Raw genomic sequence first — 26,969 nt, forward strand, 5'->3', positions numbered from 1 at the left:
CTCAGTTGCCCTCGAAGACAGGCTTCTGCTTCGCAGCGAAGGCGTTGAAGGCGCGGGTGAAGTCGCCGGTCGTCATGCAGAAGGCCTGCGCCATCGCCTCGGCGTCGATCGCCTCGTCGATGCCCATGGCCCATTCCATCTGCAGCATCTTCTTGGTGATGCCGTTGGCGAAGGTCGGCCCCGCGACGATCCCGGCGGCCATCTCCCGCGCGGCGTCGAGCGCGGCGCCGCCCTCCACGACGCGATTGAAGAAGCCCCAGCGCTCGCCCTCCTCGGCGGGGAGGAAGCGGCCGGTATAGAGAAGCTCCGACGCGCGGCCCTGGCCGATGATGCGCGGCAGCATCGCGCAGGCGCCCATGTCGCATCCGGCGAGCCCGACGCGGTTGAACAGGAAGGCGACCTTGGCCCCGGCGCCGGCGACACGCAGGTCCGATGCCATGGCGACGATCGCGCCGGCGCCCGCGCACACGCCCTCGACGGCGGAGACGATCGGCTGCGGGCAGGCGCGCATCTCCTTCACCAGGTCGCCGGTCATGGTGGTGAAGGTGTGGAGGTCCGCCGCGCCCATCTTCGTCAGCGGCTCGATGATCTCGAAGACGTCGCCGCCGGAGGAGAAGTTGCCGCCCGCGCCGGTGATGACGACGGCCTTGATGGACCGGTCGTGGCGCAGGGCGTGGAAGGTGTCGCGCAGCTCGGCGTAGCTCTCGAACGTCAGCGGGTTCTTGCGCTCGGGGCGGTTCAGCGTGACGGTGGCGATGCCGTCCGCGACATCCCAGCGGAAGTGGGCCGGGGCGAACCCTCCGAGGGGGGCTGCGATAGCGTTCTGGTGCATCAGGCGTCTCCTGTCCGCGTTTTGGCCTTGCCTTCGGTGGCGGACGTGACCGAGGCCTTGAGGTCGCCGAGGCGGTGGTAGAGCTGGTCGAGCTCGGCGGCGCCGAGGCCGCCGAGGAGCTCGCCGACCCAGTCGGAATGTTCCGCCGCCATCTCCGCGAAGGCGGCGCGGCCGGAGGGGGTGAGGCTGACGCGCACGGCCCGGCGGTCGGTCTCGGGCGTCTCGCGGACGATGAGGCCTTCCTGGACCAGCCGCTCGACGAGGCCGGTGACGTTGCCGTTGGAGACCATCATGCGGCGCGACAGCTCGCCGAGCAGGATCCCTTCGGGCGCCCGCTCGAGCTGGGCGAGGAGGTCGAACCGCGGCAGCGTCGTGTTGAACCGCTCGCGCAGGCGGCGCCGGATCTCCGCCTCGATGAGGTTGCTGACCGCGAGGAGGCGCAGCCAGAGGCGGAGGTCGGCGCTGTGGTCCTCGTGCGCGGCGGGCTCGCCGAGGGCGGAATCCATGTCGTCGGACGCGCGCGCGCTCATGTTTCGCCTCCTGAAACGGCGATCGCCTGCCCGGTGACGGCGGCCGCGGCAGGGCTCGCGAGCCAGAGGACGGCGGCCGCGACCTCGTCCGGGTCGATCAGGCGGCCCATCGGGTTGACCTTTGTGAACTCGGCGAGGAGATCGGCCCGCTCGCGTCCGGTCTTCTGTTCCAGCGCGTCGATGGAGCCGGCGACGAGGTCGGTATCGGTGAAGCCGGGGCAGACGGCGTTGACCGTGATGCCGGTGCGGGCGAGTTCCAGCGCGAGCGCCCGCGTGAGGCCGACCGCGGCGTGCTTGGCCGCGCAGTAGGCGCCGACATAGGCGTATCCCTTCAGCCCGGCGGTGGAGGCGATGGCGATGATGCGCCCCGAGCCCTGCGCCTTCATGGCCGGCACCACCGCCTTCGCCGCGACGAGAAGCGGCTCGACGTTGAGGGCCATCATGGTGCGCAGGGCGCCGGTGGTGGTGCGGGCGAGCGGGGCGGTGTCCGCGCCGCCGGCATTGTTGACGAGGACGTCGACGGGGCCGTGCGCCTCCGCGGCGTCGTGAAGAGCGGCGGCGAGAGCCTCTTCGTTGGTGACGTCGGCCGCGACATGGCCGGCGGCATGGAGCGCTTCGGCCGCGGCGCGGGCGCTTTCGGGCGTCCGGCCGAGAACCGTGACGCGGTCGCCGGCCGTGACGAACGCTGCCGCGATCGCGCGCCCGATGCCGCGGGTGGCACCGGTGACGAGGACGTGGCGAGGGGCGGTATCAGGCGAACTCAAGGCGTATGCTCGACGGCTCGTGATGTTTGAAGCTTAAACTATCAGGGCGAACGCAGGCAACCGCGGTCGCTCCATCGGCCCGGGATGGTCGCCGCTATTTGGCGGCGACCGGGGTCGGGGTGGCGGCGGAACTTGTGGCGCCGCCCTGCCTCTGGCCGGCGGCGGCGAAACCGGCCTTGCCGGCGTACCCGCCGACGATGGCGGCCCGCTCGGCCTTGGTCATGACGTCCTCGATGCTCTCGAAGCCGCCGGGGGCGCGCTTCTCCGCCTCGTCGATGACGCGCTCCGGGCCGCCCTTGCGGTTGAGCCGGACGACCTCGGCGGTCTTCGGCCGACGATCGGCCTCGTAGGCGTGGAGCGCCTGACGGGGGTGCTCGGCCTTCTGCAGCGCGTCGGCGAGCGCCCTCGCGTCGAGGATCGCCTGCGACGCGCCGTTGGAGCCGACAGGGTACATCGGATGCGCGGCGTCGCCCAGCAGCGTCACGCGGCCGAAGGTCCAGCGCGGCAGCGGATCGCGGTCGCACATCGGGTACTCGAACGCCTGCGGGGTCGTCTCGACGAGGGCGTAGACGTCGTAGTCCGGGATGTTGAAACGTCTGGCGTAGGGCAGCACCATCGAGCGCTGCGCGGGACGCGACCAGCTCTCCTTGGGGGGCGGCGAGGCGGCCCCGTCGGCCATCTTGATGTTCACCACCCAGTTCATGAGCTGCCTGCCGCCCTCGGGGTGGGCGATCGGGTAGAGCACGAACTTGGCGCCCATGCCGCCGCCGATCGCCATCGAGCGGCCATCGCGCCAGGGCGTGAACTCCGTCGCGCCGCGCCACATGAGGACGCCGTTCCACTTCGGCGGCCCTTCGTTCGGGTAGAACGTGCGGCGGCCGACCGAGTGGATCCCGTCGGCGCAGATGAGGACGTCGCCGCGCGCGGTGAGGCCGGGCCCGCCGGTGACCGAATCGATGAAATGCGCGGTGACGCCGCCCTCGTTCTCGATGAAGCCGGCGAGGCCGAGGCCGGTCTTGACCGCGTCCGGGCCGAGGCGGGCGATGACGGCGTCGTAGAGCACCTTCTGTAGCCGGCCGCGATGGATCGAGAACTGCGGGACCGCGTGCCCGGCGTCGAGGCCGCGCAGCTCGCGCCACACCTCCTGGCCGTAGCGGTTGTAGTAGAAGAGTTCGCGCGTGCGCGGCGCGGCGTCGTCGAGCGCCGGCAGGAGGCCGATCTCGGCGAGCTCGCGGATCGCGTGGGGGAGGGTGTTGATGCCCACCCCGACCTCGCGCACCGAGGGCGACTGCTCGTAGATCGTGGCGCGGATGCCGCGGCGGTGCAGCATCAGGGCCGTGGTCAGCCCACCGATGCCCGCGCCGGCAATGAGAACCTTCATGTCCGCCTCCTTATGCGGCCTCGTCCGGCGGCGGCAGGAAGTCCACTTCGTGCTTGGCCGACACGGCGACGACTTCGGCCGGATCCGCCTCGGGCCCAAGGTTGTGCAGCGCCCAGAAGAGATCGTAGAGCCGCGCCGCCGGGGTCACCCAGAAGACGCACTTCACCGGCGCGTCGGACTTGTTGAAGAGCCCGTGCGGCAGGCCGCGGGGCAGGCGGATGAGGTCGCCCGGCTCGGCAAAGCCCTCGCTGCCCTCGAGGACCGTCGTGAGGCGGCCCTCCAGCATGTAGATGAACTCGTCCTGCGTCGGGTGGATGTGCGGCGGCACGAAGGTCCCCGGGGGGAAGGTCGCGTGCCACGAGAACGAAGCGTCCGTGAGCTGCTTGGGCACGTAGGTCTGGCCCAGGATGTTCCAGACGATCCCGTCCATGCCCTCGCCGTGCCTGGTGATGCCGGCGGTCATTGTCATTGGGGCGTTCTCCTTCGCTTACACATGCAGGAAGCGGTCTTTGATGTCGGGGGTCGCCCTCAGCTCGGCGGTCGAGCCCTGCCAGGCGATGCGCCCCTTCTCGATGACGACGTGCCGGTCCGCGAACCGGGCCAGCGCGTCGACGTTCTTGTCGATCACGAGGATCGCCTCGCCGGCGGACTTGATCGCCTTGAGGCAGTCCCAGATCTCCTCGCGGATCAGGGGCGCCAGCCCCTCCGTCGCCTCGTCGAGGACGACGAGGCGCGGGTTGGTCATCAGCGCGCGGCCGATGGCGAGCATCTGCTGCTCGCCGCCCGAGAGCTGGTTGCCCATGTTGCGCCGCCGCTCCTGGAGCCGCGGGAAGAGGCTGTAGACGCTGGAGAGCGTCCAGCGCGCCGACCCCTCGTTGCGGTGCGTCGCGACGAGGTTCTCCTCGACGGTGAGCGTCGGGAAGATCTGCCGCCCCTCGGGCACGAGGCCGAGGCCGTGGCGTGCGATGATGTGGGGCGGCCTGCCGGTGACGTCGTCGCCGTCGATGGTGATGCGCCCGCCGGTCGGCTTCAGCAGGCCGAAGATTGACTTGACGGTCGTCGTCTTGCCCATGCCGTTGCGGCCGAGCAGCGTGACCACCTCGCCGGCGGCGACCGAGAGGTCCACGCCGAAGAGGATGCGGGACTGTCCGTAGGCGGCTTCGAGCCCTTCGACGACGAGCATCAGGCCTCCTCCCCCAGGTAGGCGGCGCGCACTTCCGGGTCGGCGCGCACCGTGGCGGCGTCCCCGGTGGCGATGAGGCGGCCGTAGACGAGGACGCTGACGCGGTCGGCGAGGGCGAAGACGGCCTCCATGTCGTGTTCGATGAGGACGACGGTGTGGGTCGACTTGAGCTGGCGCATCAACTCGACGAGGACGGCGCCTTCCTCGTGCCCGGTCCCGGCGAGCGGCTCGTCGAGAAGGAGCATCTTCGCGCCGGTGGCGAGGGCGATGGCGATCTCGAGCTGCCGCTTCTCGCCGTGGGAGAGGTCGCCGGCACGCCGGTGGGCGCGGTCGGCGATGCCGACGCGCGAGAGCGTTTCCATCGCCGCGTCGTTGAGGGCGCGCTCGGCCGCGGCGGGACCGAAGAAGCGGAACGAGGAGCCGGAGCGGGCCTGGACCGCGGTCGCCGCGTTCTCCAGCACGGTGAAGCCTTCGAGGATCGAGGTGATCTGGAAGGACCGAGCGAGGCCGCGGCGCACGCGGGCCACCATCGGCAGCCGCGTGATGTCCTCCCCGGCGAAGTGGACCGATCCGGAGTCGCTCTTCAGCGAGCCGGAGAGCTGGTGGATCAGCGTCGTCTTGCCGGCGCCGTTGGGGCCGATGATCGCGTGCAACTCGCCCTCGGGGACGTCGAGGGAGATGCCGTCCGTGACGGCGAGCGCGCCGTACGCCTTGCGCAGGTCGCGGATGGACAGGAGGGCGCTCACGGGCGGGCTCCGAAGATGCGGCCGACGAGGCCGGCGATGCCGCCGCGGGTGTAGAGCACGAGGAGAATGATGAGCGCCCCGAACGGCAGGTGCCAGTGCTCCCACATGGACGAGAGCACGTTCTCCAGCGCGAGGTAGCCGACGGCGCCGGCGATGGCGCCCGTCAGTGTGCCCATCCCGCCCAGCACGACCATGACGATGAGCTCGCCCGAGCGCTGCCACGTCATGTACGCGGGCGAGACGAACTCGGTCTGGTTCGCGAGGAGGACGCCGGCGATGCCGCAGAGCGCCCCGGCGATGACGTAGGCGGTAAGCTGGTAGGGGAAGGGGGCGAAGCCGATCGCCTGCATGCGCACGGCGTTGTCGCGCGTTCCCCGCAGCACGCGGCCGAAGCGCGAGGCGACGACGGTGCGCAGTAGGAAGAAGGCCGCCACGAGCACGACGAGCGCGGTGTAGTAGAGCCCGACGTCGCTCTCCAGCGCGGACGTGCCGAGGAGCGTGGAGCGGCTGTAGAGCGTCACGCCGTCATCGCCGCCGTAGGCCGACAGCGAGACGAAGAAGAAGAACGCCATCTGCCCGAAGGCGAGCGTGATCATGATGAAGTAGACGCCCTTGGTCCGGAGCGAGATCGCCCCGGTGAGGAGGGCGAAGAGGGCCGAGACCGCCACCGCGACCACCGCCTGGAGGACGACGTCGCCGATGCCGAGGCTGGCGAGGATCGCCACCGAGTAGGCGCCGATGCCGAGGAAGGCGGCGTGGCCGAAGGAGACCATCGCCCCGTAGCCGAGCACCAGATCGAGCGAGAGGGCGGCGATGGCGTAGATGACGATGCGCGTCGCCGTCACCACCAGGAAGGGGTCGCCCGCCGCGGTCGCGGCCGGCGGCAGCGCGGCGAAGATCGCGAAGAGGATCAGCGCGGCGACGAGGGCGCCCCGGCTCGCGAGGCGGGGCTGGCGCGCGTCGGCGGCGACGGCCGGGTCTACGGCCGGATCGGAGACGGCGGACTGGCTCACGCTGCGCCCTTCTTCGGGAAGAGGCCGGAGGGGCGCGCGAAGAGCACGACGGCCATCAGGATGTAGATGAGCATCGGGGCGAGGGTGCGGCCGGTCTGCGCGGCGGCGGCGGGCTCCATGAGGCTCCTCAGGACGATCGGCCCGAAGGTGCGCCCGACGGTGTCGACGACACCGACGAGGATGGCGGCGACGAAGGCGCCGCGGATGGAGCCGACCCCGCCGATGACGATGACGACGAAGGTGAGGATGAGGATGCTGTCGCCCATCCCCGGCTCGACCGAGAGGATGGGCGCGACCATGGCGCCGGCGAACCCCGCCAGCATCGCCCCGAGGCCGAAGACCAGCATGAAGAGCCGCTTCACGTCGACGCCGAGCGCGGAGACCATCGGCGCGTTGGTGGCACCGGCGCGCAGCAGCATCCCGACGCGGGTGCGGGCGACGAGGACCCAGAGGCCGAGCGCCGTCAGGAGGCCGGCGACGATGATGATGATGCGGAAGACGGGGTAGCGAAGCGGGCCCACCAGCGGCACGGAGCCCGACAGGATGTCCGGGACCGGCACCGACAGCGGCGCGGCGCCCCAGATCATCTTCACCCCCTCGTTGAGGATCAGGATGAGGCCGAACGTGGCGAGCACCTGCTCGAGGTGGTCGCGGTCGTAGAGCTGGCTGAAGATCAGCCGCTCCAGCACGATGCCGAAGACGAGCGCGGTGGGAAGCGCCAGGGCGAGGCCGAGGAAGAAGTCGCCGGTGACGGCGGTGAACGTCGCCGTGAGATAGGCGCCGACCATGTAGAGGACGCCGTGGGCGAGGTTGATGAGGTCCATGATCCCGAAGATCAGGGTCAGTCCCGCGGCGACGAGGAACAGGAGGATGCCGAACTGCAGCCCGTTCAGCGCCTGGAGGAGGAGGAGGTTGGTCATGGTCCTCGGTGTCGGTCCCGGATCCTCGGGCGGGTCGGTCGAAGGGGCCGGCCGGATGGCTCCGGCCGGCCGTCAGGCGGCGTTTATTTCGCCATCTTGCACTGGTCGGCGTAGTTGTCGGCGTAGTCGTCGAAGATCTTCTCTTCGATCTGCGTCTCGAACTTGCCGTCGTCGCGCTTGGCGACCTTCACCAGGTAGAAGTCCTGGATCGGGTAGTTGTTGGGGCCGAACTTGAAGTCGCCGCGCAGCGAGGTGATGTCGGCGGCGCGCAGACCCTCGCGGATCGCGTCCGAGTTCGAGACGTCACCGTCGGCGTGCTTGATGGCGCTGTCGATGAGCTGGGCCGCGTCGTAGGCCTGCATGGCGTAGGTGCCGGGGACCGCGCCGAACTTCTCCTCGTAGGCCTTCACGAACGCCTTGGAGGCCTCGTTGTCGAGGTCGGGAGCCCAGTTGGCGCCGCCGAAGAAGCCGACCGCCGCGTCCTGCTGTGCCGGCAGCGTCGTCTCGTCGACGGTGAAGGCAGAGAGGAAGGGGATGTTCTCGAGGCCGGCCTGGCGGTACTGCTTGACAAGGTTCACGCCCATGCCGCCGGGCATGAAGGTGTAGATCGCGTCCGGCTGGTAGGCGGCGATCTGCGCGAGCTCGGCGGAGAAGTCGAGCTGGCCGAGCGGCACGAACACCTCGCCGACGACCTCACCCTTGTAGGAGTGCTTGAAGCCCGCGAGCGCGTCCTTGCCGGCCTGGTAGTTCGGCGCCATCAGGAACACGCGGGCGAAGCCCTTGTCCTGCGCGTATTTGCCGAGGACCTCGTGCACCTGGTCGTTCTGGTAGGACGCGACGAAGAGGTTCGGGTTGCACCCCTCGCCGGCGAAGGTCGAGGTGCCGGCGTTGGGGCTGACGAGGAAGGCCCCGGCGTCGGTCACCGGCTTGGCGATCGCCATCATGATGTTGGAGAAGATCGGTCCGACGACGAAGTTCGCGCCGTCGCGCTCGACGAGCTCGCGGGCCTTCGTCGCGGCGACGTCCGGCTTCAGCTCGTCGTCGACGACCACGACCTCGGTCGGGATGCCGCCGAGCTGACCGCCGAGCTGCTCGACCGCGAGTTCGAAGCCGTTCCGGGCCTGCTCGCCGAGCACGGCCGGCGGACCCGACAAGGTCACCATGACGCCGACCTTGACGCCGTCTTGCGCGGCCACCGGGCCAGCGATCATCGTCGTCGCCAGGGCGGCGGCGGCGAGCTTAGCGATAGTCCTCATCCTCGTCTCTCCACGCAGTTGTTCTTGTCCGACTGTACGGCTTGTTGACGGTGAGCGCCTCAGACGTTGCGTGCCGAGAGGCGGCGTCCGCTGCCAATTACTTTACGCATAAAATAATTGGCAGCAACAGGGTTGTTGGGCCTTATCGAACGTCTGAGCCCGGTTGCCGCGATAACCAGCCTCTTGCTGCCGGACTGGGCGAATTCTGCCCATTGAACAGGCGAATGCATGCCATTTCAAGCCATTAAACGGCGCTTTCCTGCCGCGCCCACGAGCCCGTCGGCGCCCGGACGGCAGGTCCGGGACGAGGCGCACACGGCGGGCACGCCGGCGCCGCCGGGAGGGCGCGGCGCGGCGGTCGGAACGGGGCCAACGCGGGCCGCGCCTCCGGAAGGATGGGCCCGCGGGGCGTTATTCGGCCGCCTTCTGCGTGGGGGAGGCGGGGGTGTGCGGCCGCGGGCGCGCCTTGCGGCGGAGCTCGATCTCCTGCTCGCGGCGTTTCTTCATCTCCCGGTGGACCTGGTCGCGGCCGGCGGTGTACTGCCTCGGCCAGTGCTGGTTGCGCGTGTCGTACCAGGCGGCCGCCTCGCGGCTGAAGTAGGGCGACCACATGTGCGGCCGGCCGAGCGCGACGAGGTCGGCGCGGCGGGTGTGGATGATCGTGTTCACCTGCGCCGCCTCGGTAATCGCGCCGACCGCCATCGTCGCCATCCGCGGCACGTTCCGGATCGCCTCGGCGAACTTCACCTGGAACATGCGCCCGTAGACCGGCTTCTGGTCCGGCACGGTCTGCCCGGCCGAGACGTCGATGAGGTCGCATCCGGCCGCGGCGAACGCCTCGGCGATCGCGAACGTCTCGTCCTCGCTGATGCCGCCGTCCTTCCAGTCGGACGCGGAGATGCGCACCGACATCGGCCGCTCGGAGGGCCAGACCTCGCGCACCGCGGCGAACACCTCGAGCGGGTAGCGCAGGCGATTGGCGATGGATCCGCCATACTCGTCCGCCCGGCGGTTGGTGAGCGGGGACAGGAACGAGGCGAGGAGATAGCCGTGCGCGCAGTGAAGCTCCAGCATGTCGAAGCCCGCCCGCGCGGCCCGCTCGGCGGCCTGCACGAAGTCGGCCTTCACGCGGTCCATGTCGGCCCGGTCCATCGCCTTGGGCGCGGCGCTGACGCCGGAGAAGTAGGGGATCGAGGAGGCGGAGAAGAGCGGCCAGTTCCTGGCCTCGTCCTCGATCGGCATGTCCATCTTCTCCCAGCCGAGCTGGGTGGAGCCCTTCCGGCCGGCGTGGCCGAGCTGCATGGCGACCTTGGTGCGGCTGTTGGCGTGCACGAAGTCGACGATCCGCTTCCACTGCGCCTCGTGCGCGTCGGTCCACATGCCCGGACAGCCGAGCGTGATGCGCGCGTCCGCCGACGGGCACGTCATCTCGGCGAAGACGATGCCGGGGCCGCCGAGCGCGTGGCTCGTGTAGTGGACGAAGTGCCAGTCGGTGAGGTTGCCGTCCTCGTCGGCCGAGTACTGCGCCATCGGGCTCATGACGACGCGGTTCTCCAGCTCCATCCCGCGGAGGCGGAACTTGGTGAACATCGGTGTCGGCCGCGTCTTGCGGTAGTCGTAGCCCGACTCGCGGAAGTAGCGTTCGTAGAAGGCGGTATCGACCTTCTCCACGAAGGCGGGGTCGCGCACGATGAGGTTGTCGTAGGTGATCGACTTCGCCCGGCACATGACGACCATCGCGAACTGCTCCGGACTCATGTCCCAGGACCGGTTCATGTGCTCGAACCAGGCGAGCGAGACGTCGGCGTTGTGCTGGATGATCTCGCAGGCGGTGCGGCGCGTGTCGTCGTAGTACTTGAACGCGGCCTCGATGCTCGCCTCGCCGTTCTCGACGACGCCGTCCGACAGCGCGATGGCGCACTCCATGGCGAGCTTCGTGCCGGACCCGATGGAGTAGTGGGCGGACGCCTTCGCGTCGCCGAGAAGGACGATGTTCCGGTGCCACCAGCGCTGGCAGTAGATCCGCGGGAACTGGCGCCAGTTCGACCGGTTGAGGAGCAGCGGGTGCCCGGCGAGCTCCTCCGCGTAGAGGGCGGACAGCTTGTCGGCCGAGGCCTGTTCGTCGAGGCCGTCGAAGCCGTGGCCGGTCCAGCAGGCGTCGTCCATCTCGAAGATCCAGGTCGAGAGGCCGGCCTCGTACTGGTAGGTGTGGGCGCAGATGATGCCGTGCGCCGTCTCCTTGAAGAAGTAGTTGAACTCGTCCATCGGCCGGGTGGAGCCCATCCAGCAGAAGCGGTTCGACTTGATCGCCACCTCCGGCTGGAAGGCGTCGCGGTAATGCTCGCGGATGCGCGAGTTGACGCCGTCGGCGGCGACGATGATGTCCGAATTGGCGAAACGCGTGGCGACCTCGTCCGCCGGGATCGCCTCAGAGAAGTGGAGGCCGACGCCTTCCTGCCGGCAGCGGTGCTGGAGGATCGACAGCAGCAGCTTGCGGCTCATGCCGGCGAAGCCGTTGCCGGAGCAGCGCATCTCCACCCCGTCCTTATGGACGGCGACGTCGTCCCAGTACTCCATCTCGGCGCGGATGTGCTGGAAGGAGCGGCGGTCGCGCGAGAGGAACTCGTGCAGCGTCTCGTCCGAGAAGACCACGCCGAAACCGAACGTGTCGTCGGCGCGGTTCTGCTCGTAGACGTCGATCTGCCAGTCGGGCCGCCGCTTCTTGGTGAGGAGCGCGAAGTAGAGCCCGCCGGGTCCACCGCCGATCACCGTGATCCTCATGGGCGCCTCCATCGTCCGGCCATAAGCTGCGTCGCCAGTTAGTTTAAGCCTAAAATTTCTCCGGTCCAGAGGATTTTCGGGGTCCGCTACATCGTCTGCGGCAGGAACAGCGCCAGGGCGGGGACCGCGATCAGGAGCGCGATCCGTACCAGGTCGACCAGCACGAACGGCACCAGTCCCCGGAACACCGTGCCGAGGCTGAGGTTCGGAACCACCGACGTGAGGACGAACGCGTTCATCCCGACGGGCGGCGTGATGTAGCTGATCTCGGTCGCGACGACGACGAAGATGCCGAACCAGACGAGGTCGAACCCGGCCGCCTGCGCGACCGGGTAGAAGATCGGCACCGTCAGCACGATCATCGAGAGACTTTCGAGGACGCAGCCCAGCACGATGTAGATCGCGAAAATCGTCAGGATGATGGCGAGCGGGCTGTCGAGTCCCCCGAGTGCGGAGCGGAGGTCCGTCGTCATGCCGGACAGGGTGACGTAGTTGGCGAAGGTGAGCGCGCCGAACAGGATGAAGAACATCATCGCGGTCATCTTCGCCGTCTCGAAGAGGGTGGCGAAGGTGTCCCGCCAGGCGAGCCGCCCGCGCAGGATCGTCAGCAGGAACGCGCCCGCCGCGCCGCAGCCCGCCGCCTCCGTCACGGTGAAGACGCCGAAGTAGATGCCGCCCATCACGAACGCGAAGAGGACGAGTGCGCCCGAGACGCCGCGCAGCGCGACGATGCGCTCGCGCAATGGCAGCGGCGCCTCGCGCGGGATCTCGGTCCGGCCGAGCGCGATCGAGATGCGCACGGCGACCATATAGAAGAGAACGCCGATGATCCCCGGGACGACGCCGGCAAGGAAGAGGGCGCCGATGTCCTGGCTTGTCATGATCCCGTAGAAGATGAGGATCACCGACGGCGGGATCAGGATTCCGAGGGTGCCGCCGGCGGCGATGGAGGCGGTCGACAGCCCGTCCGGGTAGCCGTAGCGGCGCATCGAGGGGAGCGCGATCTTCGACATGGTGGCCGCCGTCGCCAGCGACGATCCGCACACCGAGGAGAAACCGCCGCACGCCACCACGGTCGCCATCGCGAGACCACCGCGGCGATGGCGCAGCCAGGCGTTGGCCGCGCCGTAGAGGTCCTCGGCGATGCCCGACTGCATGACGAAGTTGCCCATCATGAGGAAGAGCGGCAGCACCGACAGCGAGTAGTTGCGCGCGTTGTCGAAGTAGGTCTGGCCGAGCAGCGACAGTGCCGGGCCGAAGCCGAGGATCGTGGCGCTGCCGACGACGCCGACCAGCATCATCGCGAAGGCGATCGGCACGCCCGCGAACATGAGAGCGAGAAGGATCGCCATGCCGTAGGGCCAGTCCATCGCTAGCGGCTCCGGGAACGGGGTGAGGGCATCAGACGGAGGTCGCCGTGCCGCCGCGCCCGGCGCGCATCGCGACGAGCGTGAGTGTCAGGAGGGCGGAGACGGTGCACAGGGCCGCCGCAGTGTAGGCGATCGGGCCGACGGGCAGGCGCAGGTAGGTCGTCACTTCGCCGTAGCTCGCCGTGCGCATCCCCTGGATGGCGAGGCGCCAGGCGATGACGCCGAGCGCCGCCGCCGTGATGAGCCGGGCGATGGCGAGCTCCACCGCCTTGCCGCGCGGGCCGAGCCGCGCGGTGAAGAGGCGGACCGTGACGTGCCCGTCGTCGAGGCAGACGGCGGGCAGCCCCGAGAAGATCACCGCCGCCAGCACCAGCTCGGTCAGCTCCGTGGCGCCGAAGACGGGGCTGTTGAAGAGGTAGCGCCCCGCGACGTCGACGACGGTGATTCCCATCAGCGCCATGAGGAGCACGGCGGAGAGGGCGGCGAGGGCGATCCGGATCGGGCGCAGCGCGAGCGTGCCGCCGGCCTCGACCGCCATCCCCGGCTCGTCGGCGGCGGCGCCGCTCATTCGGCGGCGACGGCGGCGATCTCGGCCTTCAGCGCCTCGAGCGCAGCCTTGGCGTCGATGCCGGTGGACGAGGCCTCGGCGAGCTTCGCGTCGATCACCGGCTGCAGCGCCTTGGTGAAGGCGGCGACTTGCGCGTCGGCGGCCGCGCTCAGCGTGATGTGGCCCTTCATGGCGTCGCGTCCGGCGGCGTCCGCCGCGTCCCACGCGGATCCGGCCATGCGCGCCAGGGCCTCGCCGGAGACCTGGTCGATGGCGGCCTTGTCCTCGTCCGACAGCGACTCCCACCGCGCCTTGTTCATGACGACGAAGAAGGACGTGTTGTAGAGGCCGCCCGGAACGGTGAGCCCCGCGTCGAGCAGGCTGTCCAGCTTGAAGAAGGTGACCGATTCGAACGGGAAGAGGATCCCGTCCGCGACCCCGCCCGACAGGAGTTCGTAGGACTTCGACGAGGGCGCCAGCACCGGCGCGGCGCCGAGCGCGGCCGCCACGTCGCCGGCGATGCCGCCGCCGACGCGGATCTTCGTGCCCTGCAGCGGCATCTCGGCGGAGAGGTCGACACCCTCGGTGAAGATCTCGCCTGGGCCGTGGGTGAAGACGGCCAGCACATGGACGTCCTTCGCCTCGCCGGCCGCCGCCAGCATCTTCTCGTAGATGCGCCAGTAGGCGACGGAGATGTCCTCCGCGCTGTCGCCGAGGAACGGCATCTCGGCGATCGAGACGGTCTTGAAGCGGCCCGGATTGTAGCCGTGGACGCCGTAGGTGATATCCGCCACGCCGTTGACGGCGAAGTCGTAGTGCGCCGGCGGCGGGCCGAGCGGAGCGTCGAGGATCTGCACCGTGACGCGCCCGTCCGTCGCCTTCTCGATGGCGGCGGCGTAGGGGACCATGACGTCCTTCATCAGCGGATGGCTGGGCGGCAGCCAGTTGGCCATCCTCAGCGTGGTCTGCGCGCTGGCCTCGCCGGTGAAGAGCGCAGCCAGCAGGGGGACGGCAAGGGCCAAGGATCTCATGATCCGATCTCCATCATCGAGCCGGTGGGAGTGGGAGGCGAAGTGCCTGGCCGTTCGGGCGCAATGGGCCCGGGACCGGCGCGGCGAGGAGAGTGCACGCTCCTCGAAGCGTTGCCAAGCGGGCACTGGCGTGACGCCCGCGCCTCCCCCGGCAACCGGACGAGCGGCGGGCGGCGGTGCGTAGGGGCGGCCGGCCGGTGGCGCGCGGCCACGAAAAAAGCCGGCCCCGAGGGACCGGCTTTCGGCAGCTCAATCCGGGCGCTGGCCTCAGATCGAGGCGATCGCGTCCGCGACCGCGTCGACCACGCGCAGGGCCTCCTCGTCGGTGAGGTCGGGGCCCATCGGCAGGCTGAGGACCTCGTCGGCGAGCGTCTCGGAGACCGGCAGGTGCTCGCTGCCCGTCAGCGTCGCGGCGAACGCCGGGTGGCGGTGCAGCGGCACGCGGTAGAAGAGGCCCGTGCCGATCTGGCGGTCGGTCAGCGCCGCGCGCACCGCGTCGCGGTACTTCACGCGCACGGTGTAGAGCGCCCAGGCCGAACGGACGCCGTCGCTGTCGGCCGGCGGCAGGGTGCAGATGTCGCCGAGCTCGGCCTGGTAGATCGCGGCGAGTTCGGCGCGGCGGTTCAGCTCCGCCTTGAAGACGGTGAGCTTCGACAGGAGGATCGCGGCCTGGATGGTGTCGAGACGGCCCGTCATGCCGATGCGCATCGCCTCGTCGCCGTCGCCCTGGCGGCCGTGCGTGCGGATCTGGCGGACCGCGGCGGCGAGGTCGTCCTCGTCGGTCATCACCGCGCCGCCGTCACCGAACGCGCCGAGCGGCTTCGTCGGGTAGAAGGAGACGCAGGAGATCGGCGCCAGCGAGCCGACCCGGTTGCCGTCCAGCGCGCCGCCGAAGGACTGCGCGGCGTCGGAGATCAGCGGCAGGCCGTGCGCGTCGGCGGCGGCCTTCAGCGCCGGGTAGTCGGCGGGGCGGCCGAAGAGGTCCACCGGCATCACCGCGCCCGGCGTCAGGCCGCGCGACTTCGCCGAGGCGACCGCTTCGTCGAGGCGGGCGGCGTCCATGTTGTAGGTGGCCTCGTCGACGTCGACGAAGACCGGCGTCGCGCCGACCGCGATCACCACCGCGGCGGTCGCCGAGAAGGTGAAGGCCGGGACGAACACCGCGTGGCCGGCGCCGATCCCCATGGCCATCAGCGCCATGATCAGAGCGTCACGCCCGGAGGAGACGGCGATGCAGTGCTTCACGCCGGAGAAGGCCGCGAGGTCCTGCTCCAGCTCGGTCACTTCGGGGCCAAGGATGTACTGGCCGTGGTCGAGCGCCTTGGCGATGCGGCGGTCGATGTCGAACCGCAGACGGGCCTGCTGTCGCTTCAGGTCGAACAACGGGATCGGTGCGTGGGTAGTGACCGGGGCCCGTGCAAGAATGGCAGTCATGTTCGACCTTTCAGGCAGACAACTGGAACGAGGGAGAGGCAATCGCCGCGCGGATACGCTCGGCCACCGCCAGAGCGGCGGCGCCGGCACGTCCCGTGACGGTCGGGTGCGGCCCACCGAGCACGGCCCGAACAAACTCGTCGAGCTCGGTGAAGAGGTTGTCGCGCGGGGCGATCGGCTCGTCGGAGACGATCGCGCCGTGCGCGGTGCGGGCGAGACGCCCGGCTGCGAGGTCGGCGCGCCACACACCGTCCGCGTCGTGGACGGTGAGGACACGCTCGGTCACCGGCGAAAGGCGGCTGGCGGAGAGGTCCGCCGTGATGCCGTTCGCGAAATGGAGCGAGGCGACGGCCGATTCGGCGCCGCCGTCTGGGGCGAACGCGTTGACGGTGCGCGGCATCTGGCCGGCGAGCGTCAGCGCGAGGTCGATGTCGTGGATCATCAGGTCGAGAACGACATCGGCGGTGGGCGGAGTCGGCCGCGGCGGGTTGTGCCGGCGGGCGGCGATGTGAGTGACCCCGTTGGCGCCCTCGGCGATCACGGCGAAGGCGGGGTTGAAACGTTCGATGTGGCCCACCTGGAGCACGACGCCGGCGCGCTCGGCGGCGGCGACGAGGGCGGCCGCGTCGGCGTCCGACCCGGCGATGGGCTTCTCGATGAAGACCGAGGCGCCGCGGCCGATCAGCGGCTCGGCGATGGCGCGGTGCGCCTCCGTCGGAACCGCGATGACGGCGGCGTCGGGAGAGATGGAGGCAATGTCGCTCGTCCACGCGGTGCCGTGCTCGGCCGCAAGGCCAGCCGCGCGCGCCTCGTCCTGGTCGACGATCGTGACCTTCCCGACGAGGGGATGCTGGCTGAGGTGCCTGGCGTGGTGGCGTCCGAACGACCCGGCGCCGATGGAGGCAATGTGGAGCGCTTGCATGCCGCGTGAAGTAGCATGCGGATTCGTACTTGCGAGTTACCAGGACCGCCGAAAACGGCCTATCGCACTCAAATGGTGTTGCAGCATGTTACCAAATTGCGCGTTTGCCACACGTCAGTACGCGGGTGTTGCAGAATTGTCAGCCCCGCCATGCGTCAGACGCGCGGCTTGACCCTTCGACAACTGACTTCGGCCTCTGTGCTGCTGCCGAATCGGGGGAACGGTGTCGCCTTATCCCTAGAACTGCGAATCGTTTACTTGCGTTCCGACCGCAAGACATCTCTATGTCGCTCCCCAATTGGTTAATCGTGGAGCCGTCCGTGATCGGATGCCAGCGGGGACAATCGGCGTGATCGTGTCGTGCGGCGAGGCGCTCGTGGACCTGATGCCGGAGCGGCAGGACGGCGGCCTCGTCTACCGCCCCGTGCTCGGCGGCTCGGCCTACAACGTGGCGCTGGGAATCGCGCGCCTCGGCGGGGCGTCCTCCTATCTCTGGGAGCTCTCCACCGACGAGCTCGGCTGCGCCTTCGCCGCGGCCCTCGAGGAGGAGGGGGTCGACATCGCGTCCGTGCGGCGCAGCGCCCGGGCGACGCCGGTCGGGATCGTCGACCTCTCCGGGCCCGAGCCGCGCTACAACATCGCCGATCCGGACCGGGTGATGCACGACACGGTGCCGCCGCCGCTGCCGGAGCGGGCGTCCATCGTCGTCGTGGGCTCTGCGGTGCTCGCGCAGGAGCCGGTCGCGACTGCGCTGGAGGCGCTCGCCGCGAGCGCGCCGCTGGTCGCCATGGACTATAATGTGCGACAGCCGAGCATCAGCGATCTGAAGACCTACCGCGCCCGATTGGAGCGGATGTCATCGCGGGCGGGGATAGTGAAGGCCAGCGAGGCAGATCTTCACATGATCGGGGTAGACGTCCCCGAGGCCTTTCTGCACCGTATGTTAGAAGCCGGCGCCGCCATGGTTGTATTGACCAAGGGCGCCGACGGGGTTTCGGCCACGACATCGGCCGGCACCGTCAGCGTTGCGGCACGCCGGGTCGACGTGGTCGATGCGGTCGGAGCTGGAGATGCGTTCATGGCAGGTTTATTGGCTGCATTGCAGTTTGAGGGATTGTTGTCCGGACCCGCCTTGCGCCAATTGACGGCGCCGCGGCTCACGGACGCGCTGGACGCGGCGCAGTCGGTCGCTGCGGCAGCCTGTACCAAGCGAGGGGCCGTTATGCCGAAATGCTCGGAAATCGGCGGTCGCTTCCGGCGCTTGGCCTGAGGCGTCCGCCTTTGTTGCTTGGATTACGCCGATCGCCTATGCGTCTTTGTCGCCCTGACGATACGGTTTTCGTAGCGATCGGGCGATCTCACTCGCGTGTGCGTCGCGTCGGCTTCCCACCGATCGCCAGTTGGACTGAAGGATCGCCAGTATGACGGTTACGGACTCGCGTGTAGCTCTTGTCGGGTCCGCCTGCCGTTTGCCTGAAGCCGAAGGGCTCGAGGCGTTCTGGGAGGTTCTCGTCAACGCGCGGTGCGTGATCTCCTCGCTGGACGAGGAGCGCTTCGGCACGGCCCCCTACCTGCATCCGGACAGGAACAAGGCCGGCCGTTCGGTGACCTTCGCCGCCGGGCAGATCGCCCGACCGTACCACTTCGACCCGGGCTACTTCGGCATCTCCCCGCGCGAGGCGGCGACGATGGACCCGCAGCAGCGCGTCCTGCTCGAGGTCGCGGTCGAGGCGCTGGAGAACGCCGGCATCCCCGCAGACCGCCTCGCGGGGCAGGAGGTCGGCGTCTACGTCGGCGCGTCGTCATTGGATTATTCCAACGAGGCGCAGCTCGACCCCATGTCGATCGAGCCGCAGTCGATGACCGGCAACACGCTGTCGATCGTCGCCAACCGCATCTCCTACGTCTTCGACCTGCGCGGGCCGAGCTATACGGTGGACACCGCGTGCTCCTCCTCGCTGATCGCGCTGCACCACGCCATCGAGGACATCCGCCTCGGGCGTGTCGAGACCGCCATCGTCGGCGGCGTCTCGCTTCTCCTCAATCACATTCCCTTCATCGGCTTCTCCCGCGCCTCGATGCTGTCGGCGAACGGCCTCTGCCGGGCGTTCGACGCCGGCGCGGACGGCTACGTCCGCTCGGAGGGCGCGGTCGCGCTGGTCCTGCGCTCGGAGGAGGCGGCACGGCGCGAAGGCGACCCGATTCGCGCGCGCTTCGTCGGCTCCGGCATCAACGCGGACGGGCGGACCGCCGGCCTCTCGCTGCCCTCGCCGACGGCGCAGGCCGACCTCCTGCGCACCGTCTACGAAAAGGGCGGCATCGACCCGGCGAAGCTCGCCTTCGTCGAGGCGCACGGCACCGGCACCCGCGTCGGCGACCCGATCGAGACCAACGCCATCGGCACCGTCCTCGGCCAGAAGCACGGCGACCCGCTGCTGATCGGCTCGTCCAAGACCAACTTCGGCCATCTGGAGCCGGCCTCCGGCCTCGTCGGCGTGCTGAAGTCCCAGCTCGCGCTGGCGAACGACCTCCTGCCGGCCTCGCTGCACTTCGACGTCCCGAACCCGGACATCGACTTCACCGGCCTGAACCTCTCGGTCGCCGCCGAGGCGACGGAGCTGGAGCCCGCGGCCGAGCCGCGCCTCGCCGGAATCAACTCCTTCGGCTTCGGCGGCGCCAACGCCCACGTGGTGATGGCGGACGGTGACCGCGTCGCCGACGCCGGTACGCTGAAGCACGACGCCCCGCTGGTCGTGTCCGCCGCCACCCGCGCGGCGCTCGCCGAGCTCGCGACCGCCACCGCCAGGGCGCTCGACGGCGCCGACGCCGCCCACGTCGCGAGCCATGTGAACGCCGCCGCGCACCGGCGCCAGCGGCTCGCCCACCGCGCGGTCATCGCGCCGGGCGATTCGGCCGCCATGGTGTCCGCGCTGAAAGCCGTCGCGAAGGGCGACGACCATCCGCTCGCGGCCGTCGGCGAGGCGGCGACCGTCGCCGAGAAGCCGGTGTTCGTCTACTCGGGCAACGGCTCGCAGTGGGCCGGCATGGGCCGCGCTGCCTACCAGGGCGAGACCGACTTCCGCCTGTCGTTCGACCGCACAGACCGGCTCTTCATGTCGGTCGCCGGCTGGTCGCTGGTGACGATGCTCTTCTCCGGCGACCTCGAGACCGAGATCGAGCGGACCGAGATCGCCCAGCCGCTGCTGTTCGCCATCCAGGTCGCACTGACCGACGCGCTGGAGCGGCGCGGCGTGACGCCGTCGGCGGTGATGGGGCACTCGGTGGGCGAGGTCGCCGCCGCCTGGGCCTCGGGCGCGCTGTCGCTCAGCGACGCCGTCAAGGTGATCCACGCCCGCTCGACGCATCAGGAGGTGACGCGCCACCTCGGCGGCATGGCCGCGCTCCTGCTTCCCGCTGACGAGGCCGAGGCGGCGATCGCGCCGTACCAGGGCCTCGAGCTCGCGGCCATCAACTCCAGCCGCTCCGTGACGATCTCCGGTCCGACCGAGCAGCTGGCGACGTTCGGCAAGGCCGCCCGCGCCAGGCGCTGGGCCATGAAGCGGCTCGACCTCGACTATCCGTTCCACTGCGCGCTGGTGGAGCCGATTCGCGGCCCGCTGCTCCAGTCCCTCGGCGCCATCGCCCCGCGCCCGACGACGATCCCGATGATCTCCACCGTCACCGGCGAGGCGGTCGACGGTTCATCCCTCGACGCCGCCTACTGGTGGGAGAACGTGCGCCAGCCGGTGATCTTCCAGACCGGTACGATGGCCGCGCTCGAAGCCGGGCACCGCCTGTTCGTGGAGATCGGCCCCCGGCCGGTGCTGACCGGCTACCTCAACGACGCGCTGCGCACGGCCGAGCTTCGCGCCACGGTGCTGCCGTCCTTCAAGCAGGGCGACGGGCCGGACGAGCCGGTCGCCGAAGTGCTGCGCAACCTCCTCGCCAACGGCACCGCCGTCGACGACGTCGCCCTCTTCGGCGAGCGGCGCGCGGCGCCGGACGTGCTGCCGGGCTATCCCTGGCAGCATCAGCGCTACAAGAAGGCCGAGTCGAACGACATCGTGTGGCTGATGAAGCGGCGCGACCACGTCCTCCTCGGCGACCGCGTGCGCGAGGACGTGCGCGAGTGGCGCGTCGCGCTCGACCCGGTGGTACTGCCCTTCCTCGCCGACCACACTGTCGAGACGTCCGTCGTCTTCCCCGCCGCGGGCTTCACCGAGATGCTCCTCGCGGTCGGCCGCATCCTCCATCCGGGCCAGCCGGTCGAGGTGCGCGGTCTCGACATCCTCGCCCCGCTGGTGCTGGACGCGACCGACGACCGGACGGTGCGCACCCACGAGATCGCGCCGGGAACCTACACCATCTGCAGCCGCGTCCGCGGCTCCGACGACCCGTGGTCGATGCACGTCAAGGCGAGCGTCGGGAAGGCGCCGGCCGCGCCGCACGGCGACCGGATCGAGGTGCCGGAGGGCGCGCCGACGGTTCCGGCCGCGCGCCTCTACGAGATCACCGGGCAGTTCGGCCTGCCGTACGGCCCGGTCTTCCGCCGCGCCAACCTCGTGACGCTCGTGGACGACGAGCATATCCACGTCCGCCTCAGCCCGCCGGACCCGGCCACCGCGCGCCTCAAGCTGGCGCTCGACCCGACGATGTTCGACGCGTGCTTCCACGGCCTCTTCGCGTTCCTGGCGGGGCGGGACGAGGTGCGGGGCGTCGCCGTCCTGCCGATCCGCCTCGGCCGGCTGACCCTCGCCGCGGACGCCGCCACGCCGACCGAGGCGGACATCACCGTCCGTCGTCCCACCGAGGGGATCGTCGAGGCGGACTTCGTGCTGCGCGACGCCTCGGGTACGGTCGTCGCGACCGCCGAGGCCGTGCGCTTCCAGGCCGTGCCGCTCGCCCATGCGGTCGGCGAGCCTGTCGTCGCCGCGCCGAAGCTGCGCCGAGTCTCGCGCGTGAGCGCGCCGGCGTCGGAGCTTGCCGCGTTCGCGCCCGCCGACGCCGGCGAGACCGAGCCGTCGGAGACCGCGCTCTTCCTCGAGGCCGGGGTCCTCGCCGCCGCCGCCGAGGCGCTGGGGCCGATCCTGACCCCGCCGGCCTCGCTCTCGGCCTGCGTCGCCGAAGGGCGTCTCGCCGGCAACGCCGTCCCGCTCGCCGCGCGCGTTCTGCCGGCGCTCGTCGCCGCCGGCATCGCCGAGGAGGAGGGCGGCACCTACGCCATCACCGGCGAGGCGGTCGACATCTCCGAGATCGTCACGATCCTCATCGAGGAGCACCCGGAGCGTCTCGCCGAGGCGACCTTGCTCGCCGCGCTCCCCGAGTGGCTCGCCGACACCTTCCGCAACGGCATGGCGTCGGAGCATCCGGCATCCGACGCCATGGTCGACCAGCTCCTCGTCAGCGCCCCGTTCACGGCGCCGCTGTTCGCCGAGATGGGACGCCTGATCGAGATGGTCCTGTCGGCAGACGGGGCAGCGCTCACGGTCTGCCTCGTCGGCGCCGGCAACGTCGCCTTCGCGCGCGCGGTGGCCCGCGCCATCGACCCGGAGCGGATCCGCCTCACGATCACCGACACCGACGCCACCGAGCTCGAGCGCACCGCGCTGGTGTGGGACCGGGTCGAGGGTGTCCACCTGGAGCCGTTCGCCGACGCGCGCGAGCACCGCTACGACCTCGTCGTGGTCACGCCGCAGTTCGGTCCGCTCGACATTGCCGCCGCCGCGGCGTGTCTGCGACCGGGCGGCCGGCTCCTGGGTGGCGCGCTGTCGGGCAACCTCTTCGCCGACGTGATCGGCGGCCTCACGTCCTCCTGGTGGTCCGCCTCGCTCGACGCGGAAAGCCCCGTCGGGCCGCTCAACGCGCCGCAGGAGTGGACCGCTGCCCTCACCGAGGCGTCGCTCGAGGGGATCGACGTGCGCACCCTCGCCTCGGGCGAGACCGACGCGGTGATCTTCGCCGCGAGCCGCCCCGCCGCGTCGGCCGCAATCGCGCTTGAGGCGTTGCCGGCCCTCGTCGCCGTCGGTCCCGCCGGCGGGCGCACCCTCGAGGCGATGCGGGCGATGTTCGACGACGCCCCCGAGCTCGCCGACCTCACGGCGACGCCGGAAGGCTCGCTGGTGCTCGCGGTCGACGTCCCGGACGCCGCCGAGCTGTCGGCCCGCCTCGCTGAGATCGGCGCCTTCCTCGTCTCGCTGGGCGCGGACGCCCGCTCGGTCACCATCGTGACCTTCGGCGCCCACGTCGAAGGCGCGAAGGAGGTGCGCCCCGCGGCCGCCGCCGTCGCCGCCTTCGGCCGTGTCGCGATGAACGAGTTCCCGCATCTCGACATCCGCCTCGTCGACATCGCCGCGTCCTTCGACGCCAGCGAGGCGGCGGTGCGGCTGCTGGCCGAGCTCTCCGAGCCCAACGGCGAGCGCGAGATCGTCCTGTCCAGCGATCACCGCAGCGTGATGCGCTACGTTCCGCTGCGCGAGGACGCGGCGGGCGAGGCGCTGTCGCTCCAGATCCCGCGCCGCGGCTCCATCGACAATCTCGTCTGGGCGCCGGTCCAGCATCCGCCGCTCGGCCCCGGCGACGTGCGCATCAGGGTCGAGGCGTCCGGCCTCAACTTCCGCGACGTCATGTGGACCCTCGGCCTCCTGCCGCACGAGGCGCTGGAGGACGGCTTCGCCGGCCCGACGCTCGGCATGGAGTGCGCAGGCGTCGTCGAGGCGGTCGGTCCCGAGGTGACCGGGGTTGTGCCAGGCGACTCGGTGCTCGCCTTCGCCCCGCAGTCGTTCGCGAGCCACGTTACCGTTACCGCGCAGTCCGTCATCCCGCGTCCGGCGGAGCTCGCCCCGGAGGCGGCGGCGACGATGCCGGTCGCCTTCCTCACCGCGTTCTACGCGCTCATCGAGCTGGCCCGCCTCGAGGAGGACGAGACCGTCCTCATCCACGGCGGCGCGGGCGGTGTCGGCCTCGCGGCGATGCAGATCGCCAAGTGGCGCGGCGCGCGCGTCTTCGTCACCGCCGGCACGCCCGAGAAGCGCGCCCTGCTGCGCGAACTGGGGGCCGACGAGGTGTTCGACTCCCGCAGCCTCACCTTCGCGGAGGAGGCTCGCGCCGCGACCGGCGGGGAGGGCGTCGACGTCGTCCTCAACTCCCTCGCCGGCGAAGCGATGGAGCGTTCGCTCGATACGCTGAAGCCGTTCGGGCGCTTTTGCGAGCTCGGCAAGCGCGACTTCTACGCCGACACCAAGCTGGGCCTGCGCCCGTTCCGGCAGAACCTCTCCTATTTCGGCATCGACGCCGACCAGCTCATGAAGCACCGCCCCAAGGTGGCGCGCCGTGTGCTGACCCAGATCGTGTCGATGATGGACTCCGGCGAGCTGACGCCGCTGCCCTACCGCTCCTTCGGCGCTGGCGGCGTGAAGGATGCCTACCGCCTGATGCAGGCCGCCGGCCACATCGGCAAGATCGTCGTGACACCCCCTCAGCCGTTGGCCCCGGCCGAGGCGCACGTGCCTGCGTCCATCGTTGCGGACAAGGCCTACCTGCTGATCGGCGGCGTCTCCGGCTTCGGCTTCCGCACCGCGGAGTGGCTCATCGAGGAGGGCGCGAAGGACCTCGTCCTCGTCAGCCGCTCCGGCGTGAAGGACCCGGTCGTCGCCGAGAGCATCGAGGCCTACCGCGCCAGGGGCATCGCCATCGACGTGCGCCAGGCCGACGTCACCGACGAGGCGGCCGTTCGCGCCCTCGTCGCCGAGATCACCGCCCGGCGCCCCCTCGGCGGCGTCTTCCACATGGCGATGGTCCTCGACGACGCCCTGATCGCCTCCCTCGACGCGGACCGCTTCGAGACGGCGATGCATCCGAAGATCGCCGGTGCCGCCGCGCTGGAGGCCGCCACCGCGGACGTTCCGCTCGACCTCTTCGTGCTCTACTCGTCGATCACCGTGCAGCTCGGCAATCCGGGCCAGGCGAACTACGTCGCCGCCAACGCCTACCTCGAGGCGGTGGCCCGTCGGCGCCGGGCGCAGGGGAAGCCGGGGCTTACCATCGCCTGGGGCGCGATCGCCGACGCGGGCGTGTTCGCCCGCTCGCTGCAGTCCAGCGACCTCTTGCGCCGCAAGCTCGGCCGCCACGCGATCACCGCCGGCGACGGCCTCGCGGTGCTGAAGCGCTTCCTCGCCGAGGGGGCGGCGACGTCCGGCCCGGCGGTCCGCCTGATCGGCCAGGTCGACTGGGCGACCGCGCGCAAGGAACTCATCATCGCCCGCAGCCCCGCGTTCGAGGACCTCGCCGACACCTCCGCCGGTGATGGCGACGACGCCGGCACGGTGGACCTCGCCGAGCGCATCGCCGGCCTCTCGCCCTCCGAGGCGGTCGCAGAGGTGACGCGGCTCCTCGCGGTCGAGATCAGCCGCATCCTCAAGATGCCGGCCTCCGAGGTGGACCCGCACAAGCCGCTCACCACCCTCGGCATGGACTCGCTCATGGGCGTGGAGCTGCGCATGAGCGCGGAGCAGAAGCTCGGTGTCGACATTCCGCTGATGTCGCTCACCGCCGGGGCGACGCTCGCCGACATCGCCAAGAAGGTGGTCCACCGCACCACCGGCGACGAGTCGACCGACGAAGACCAGGACGAGCTGATCGCCCGCCACATCGGGTCCGCCGATGCGCCGCGTGAGGCGATCGAAGCCGCGGTCCGCGAGAAGACCGCCGGGGTGAGGACAATCCTGTCATGAAGAAGCGCGGCATAGGCTCCCTCAAGTCGGCGGCGAAGGACCAGCTCCTCGCCGCCGCCCGGGCCTCCCGTCAGGCGGGACTTGAACGCAAGCTCGAACGCCTCGTCCCGGACAACACCGATGGCAGACCCGGCGGCAAGTCCTTCGACTTCTCGTCCCTGGAGAACGCCCGGCAGCTCAAGATCCAGCGCGCCGCGGCCGAGATGCTCCAGATCGACGTGCCGTTCTTCCGCCCCCACGACGTCCGGGCGGCCGCGCATACCCGCATCGGCAACCGCGAGTACATCAACTTCTCGTCCTACGACTATTGCGGCCTCAACGGCGACCCGCGCGTCACCGCCGCCGCGCAGGAGGCGATGGAGCGCTTCGGCACGTCCGTCTCCGCCTCCCGCGTCGTCTCGGGCGAACGGCCCTTCCACCGCGAGTTCGAGAAGAACATCGCCCGCTTCCTCGGCGTCGAGGACGCCGTCGTCATGGTGTCCGGCCACGCCACCAACGTCACCACCATCGGCCATCTCCTCGGCCCGAACGACCTGGTGCTGGCGGATGCGTTCATCCATAACTCCATCGTCGAGGGCGTCCGGCTCGCGGGCGCGACGCGGCTCACCTTCCGCCACAACGACATGGACCACCTGGCCGAGCTGCTCTCGGCCAAGCGCCACCAGTTCAACCGCGTCCTGATCGCCGTCGAGGGCCTCTACTCGATGGACGGCGACACCCCGCCGCTCGACCGCCTCGTCCGCCTCAAGACCCGGCACGACGCCTGGCTCCTCGTCGACGAGGCGCACGCCCTCGGCGTCGTCGGCCCCACCGGCCGCGGCCTCGCCGAGCGCGAGGGCATCGACCCCAACGCGGTCGAGATCTGGATGGGGACACTATCCAAGACGCTCGCCTCCTGCGGCGGCTTCATCGCCGGCTCCACCGCGCTCGTGGAGTACCTCAAGGCGACGGCCCCCGGCTTCGTGTTCTCCGTCGGCATTCCCCCCTCGGTCGCCGCCGCCGCCAACGCCGCGCTCCTCGCCCTCGAGGCGGAGCCGGAGCGCGTCGCCAGGCTCGTCCACAACGGCCGGCACTTCCTCAAGGCCGCCAGGGCGGCCGGCCTCGATACCGGGACCGCCGAGGGCCTCGCGGTGCTGCCGGTCATCATCGGCGATTCCATCGTCTCGGCCCTCGTCGCGCACCGCCTCGCCGAAGCCGGCGTCAACGTCCAGCCGATCATCTTCCCCGCGGTGCCGGAACAGGCCGCCCGCCTCCGTTTCTTCGTCAACGCGACCCACAGCGAGGACGACATCGACACCGCCGTCCGCCTCACCGCCGAGATCCTCGAGCGCACCCGCAAGGACGGCGCCGGCCTCAGCCAGCTCGCCGCCAGCCTGCGCTGACGTCGCAGGACCCGGACCGGGTATCGGGGCAGCGCCGGGACGGCCGGGCGAAAGCCTGCGGGACATTCGAATATCTCGGCATCGCCGGCGCGGGCTGGACCGCCGCTGCGAGGGAGTTCCCCCTCGCGCTCCCCCATCTCGCCGATGG

19 protein-coding genes are annotated in these 26,969 nt (G+C 70.4%); 3 read left to right on the plus strand and 16 right to left on the minus strand.

Going from position 1 to position 26,969, the window contains the following annotated elements; all coding sequences use genetic code 11:
* Position 1: 1 nt before the first annotated feature.
* The 16 genes from DLJ53_RS27835 to DLJ53_RS27910 form a co-directional block, all read right to left on the minus strand.
* A complete protein-coding gene (locus DLJ53_RS27835) occupies positions 2-832 on the minus strand; it encodes an enoyl-CoA hydratase family protein (RefSeq protein ID WP_111351468.1) in 831 nt (276 codons plus the stop codon).
* Positions 832-1,362, minus strand: coding sequence for a MarR family winged helix-turn-helix transcriptional regulator (locus DLJ53_RS27840; RefSeq protein WP_202913397.1), 531 nt, complete (start codon positions 1,360-1,362; stop codon positions 832-834). The genes DLJ53_RS27835 and DLJ53_RS27840 overlap by 1 nt, the downstream gene beginning before the upstream one ends.
* Positions 1,359-2,126: an SDR family NAD(P)-dependent oxidoreductase gene (locus DLJ53_RS27845; protein ID WP_111351469.1), complete on the minus strand. Its 768-nt coding sequence runs from the start codon at positions 2,124-2,126 to the stop codon at positions 1,359-1,361. The genes DLJ53_RS27840 and DLJ53_RS27845 overlap by 4 nt, the downstream gene beginning before the upstream one ends.
* Before the next feature lie 94 nt (positions 2,127-2,220).
* The gene (locus tag DLJ53_RS27850) at positions 2,221-3,507 is read right to left on the minus strand and encodes a flavin-dependent oxidoreductase (protein WP_111351471.1); all 1,287 of its coding nucleotides are present in this window, start codon (positions 3,505-3,507) and stop codon (positions 2,221-2,223) included.
* Between the two features lie 10 nt (positions 3,508-3,517).
* Positions 3,518-3,976 (minus strand): cupin domain-containing protein, encoded by a 459-nt coding sequence (locus DLJ53_RS27855; RefSeq protein ID WP_111351473.1) that lies wholly within the window; start codon positions 3,974-3,976, stop codon positions 3,518-3,520.
* An 18-nt stretch (positions 3,977-3,994) separates the two neighbouring features.
* A complete protein-coding gene (locus tag DLJ53_RS27860) occupies positions 3,995-4,690 on the minus strand; it encodes an ABC transporter ATP-binding protein (protein WP_111351474.1) in 696 nt (231 codons plus the stop codon).
* Positions 4,690-5,436, minus strand: a complete 747-nt coding sequence (locus tag DLJ53_RS27865) for an ABC transporter ATP-binding protein (protein ID WP_111351476.1) — start codon at positions 5,434-5,436, stop codon at positions 4,690-4,692. Before DLJ53_RS27865 ends, DLJ53_RS27860 begins: the two co-directional genes overlap by 1 nt.
* Positions 5,433-6,449, minus strand: a complete 1,017-nt coding sequence (locus DLJ53_RS27870) for a branched-chain amino acid ABC transporter permease (protein ID WP_111351477.1) — start codon at positions 6,447-6,449, stop codon at positions 5,433-5,435. The genes DLJ53_RS27865 and DLJ53_RS27870 overlap by 4 nt, the downstream gene beginning before the upstream one ends.
* Positions 6,446-7,369 (minus strand): branched-chain amino acid ABC transporter permease, encoded by a 924-nt coding sequence (locus tag DLJ53_RS27875; RefSeq protein ID WP_111351479.1) that lies wholly within the window; start codon positions 7,367-7,369, stop codon positions 6,446-6,448. Before DLJ53_RS27875 ends, DLJ53_RS27870 begins: the two co-directional genes overlap by 4 nt.
* 83 nt (positions 7,370-7,452) lie before the next feature.
* Entirely contained in the window at positions 7,453-8,625 is a 1,173-nt protein-coding gene (locus DLJ53_RS27880; protein WP_111351480.1) for an ABC transporter substrate-binding protein, read from the minus strand.
* Positions 8,626-9,036: 411 nt separating this feature from the next.
* Positions 9,037-11,406, minus strand: coding sequence for an oxidoreductase (locus DLJ53_RS27885; protein WP_111351482.1), 2,370 nt, complete (start codon positions 11,404-11,406; stop codon positions 9,037-9,039).
* An 86-nt stretch (positions 11,407-11,492) separates the two neighbouring features.
* The gene (locus DLJ53_RS27890) at positions 11,493-12,776 is read right to left on the minus strand and encodes a TRAP transporter large permease (protein WP_111351483.1); all 1,284 of its coding nucleotides are present in this window, start codon (positions 12,774-12,776) and stop codon (positions 11,493-11,495) included.
* A 31-nt stretch (positions 12,777-12,807) separates the two neighbouring features.
* Positions 12,808-13,344 carry a TRAP transporter small permease gene (locus DLJ53_RS27895; protein ID WP_211100692.1) on the minus strand — a complete coding sequence of 179 codons (537 nt, stop codon included), beginning with the start codon at positions 13,342-13,344 and terminating at the stop codon, positions 12,808-12,810.
* Complete coding sequence (locus tag DLJ53_RS27900; protein WP_111351485.1) at positions 13,341-14,354, minus strand: TRAP transporter substrate-binding protein; 1,014 nt, start codon at positions 14,352-14,354, stop codon at positions 13,341-13,343. The genes DLJ53_RS27895 and DLJ53_RS27900 overlap by 4 nt, the downstream gene beginning before the upstream one ends.
* 267 nt (positions 14,355-14,621) lie before the next feature.
* Entirely contained in the window at positions 14,622-15,788 is a 1,167-nt protein-coding gene (locus DLJ53_RS27905) for a DegT/DnrJ/EryC1/StrS family aminotransferase (protein WP_111351486.1), read from the minus strand.
* Positions 15,789-15,798: 10 nt separating this feature from the next.
* A complete protein-coding gene (locus DLJ53_RS27910; RefSeq protein ID WP_111351488.1) occupies positions 15,799-16,710 on the minus strand; it encodes a Gfo/Idh/MocA family oxidoreductase in 912 nt (303 codons plus the stop codon).
* Between the two features lie 349 nt (positions 16,711-17,059).
* On the opposite strand from DLJ53_RS27910, the gene DLJ53_RS27915 reads away from it, so the two are divergent.
* The 3 genes from DLJ53_RS27915 (at position 17,060) to DLJ53_RS27925 (ending at position 26,821) form a co-directional block, all read left to right on the plus strand.
* Complete coding sequence (locus DLJ53_RS27915) at positions 17,060-17,980, plus strand: PfkB family carbohydrate kinase (RefSeq protein WP_162409624.1); 921 nt, start codon at positions 17,060-17,062, stop codon at positions 17,978-17,980.
* A 151-nt stretch (positions 17,981-18,131) separates the two neighbouring features.
* Entirely contained in the window at positions 18,132-25,439 is a 7,308-nt protein-coding gene (locus tag DLJ53_RS27920; protein WP_111351491.1) for a type I polyketide synthase, read from the plus strand.
* Complete coding sequence (locus DLJ53_RS27925; protein WP_111351492.1) at positions 25,436-26,821, plus strand: aminotransferase class I/II-fold pyridoxal phosphate-dependent enzyme; 1,386 nt, start codon at positions 25,436-25,438, stop codon at positions 26,819-26,821. The genes DLJ53_RS27920 and DLJ53_RS27925 overlap by 4 nt, the downstream gene beginning before the upstream one ends.
* Positions 26,822-26,969: the final 148 nt, after the last annotated feature.

The sequence above is a fragment of the Acuticoccus sediminis genome, assembly GCF_003258595.1.
Lineage (GTDB): Bacteria > Pseudomonadota > Alphaproteobacteria > Rhizobiales > Amorphaceae > Acuticoccus > Acuticoccus sediminis.

Coding starts and splice junctions, on each gene's coding strand:
- DLJ53_RS27835 (WP_111351468.1), bottom strand. CDS start 832: ATGCACCAGAACGCTATCGCAGCCCCCCTCGGAGGGTTCGCCCCGGCC.
- DLJ53_RS27840 (WP_202913397.1), bottom strand. CDS start 1,362: ATGAGCGCGCGCGCGTCCGACGACATGGATTCCGCCCTCGGCGAGCCC.
- DLJ53_RS27850 (WP_111351471.1), bottom strand. CDS start 3,507: ATGAAGGTTCTCATTGCCGGCGCGGGCATCGGTGGGCTGACCACGGCC.
- DLJ53_RS27855 (WP_111351473.1), bottom strand. CDS start 3,976: ATGACAATGACCGCCGGCATCACCAGGCACGGCGAGGGCATGGACGGG.
- DLJ53_RS27860 (WP_111351474.1), bottom strand. CDS start 4,690: ATGCTCGTCGTCGAAGGGCTCGAAGCCGCCTACGGACAGTCCCGCATC.
- DLJ53_RS27875 (WP_111351479.1), bottom strand. CDS start 7,369: ATGACCAACCTCCTCCTCCTCCAGGCGCTGAACGGGCTGCAGTTCGGC.
- DLJ53_RS27880 (WP_111351480.1), bottom strand. CDS start 8,625: ATGAGGACTATCGCTAAGCTCGCCGCCGCCGCCCTGGCGACGACGATG.
- DLJ53_RS27885 (WP_111351482.1), bottom strand. CDS start 11,406: ATGAGGATCACGGTGATCGGCGGTGGACCCGGCGGGCTCTACTTCGCG.
- DLJ53_RS27890 (WP_111351483.1), bottom strand. CDS start 12,776: ATGGACTGGCCCTACGGCATGGCGATCCTTCTCGCTCTCATGTTCGCG.
- DLJ53_RS27895 (WP_211100692.1), bottom strand. CDS start 13,344: ATGAGCGGCGCCGCCGCCGACGAGCCGGGGATGGCGGTCGAGGCCGGC.
- DLJ53_RS27900 (WP_111351485.1), bottom strand. CDS start 14,354: ATGAGATCCTTGGCCCTTGCCGTCCCCCTGCTGGCTGCGCTCTTCACC.
- DLJ53_RS27905 (WP_111351486.1), bottom strand. CDS start 15,788: ATGACTGCCATTCTTGCACGGGCCCCGGTCACTACCCACGCACCGATC.
- DLJ53_RS27910 (WP_111351488.1), bottom strand. CDS start 16,710: ATGCAAGCGCTCCACATTGCCTCCATCGGCGCCGGGTCGTTCGGACGC.
- DLJ53_RS27920 (WP_111351491.1), top strand. CDS start 18,132: ATGACGGTTACGGACTCGCGTGTAGCTCTTGTCGGGTCCGCCTGCCGT.
- DLJ53_RS27925 (WP_111351492.1), top strand. CDS start 25,436: ATGAAGAAGCGCGGCATAGGCTCCCTCAAGTCGGCGGCGAAGGACCAG.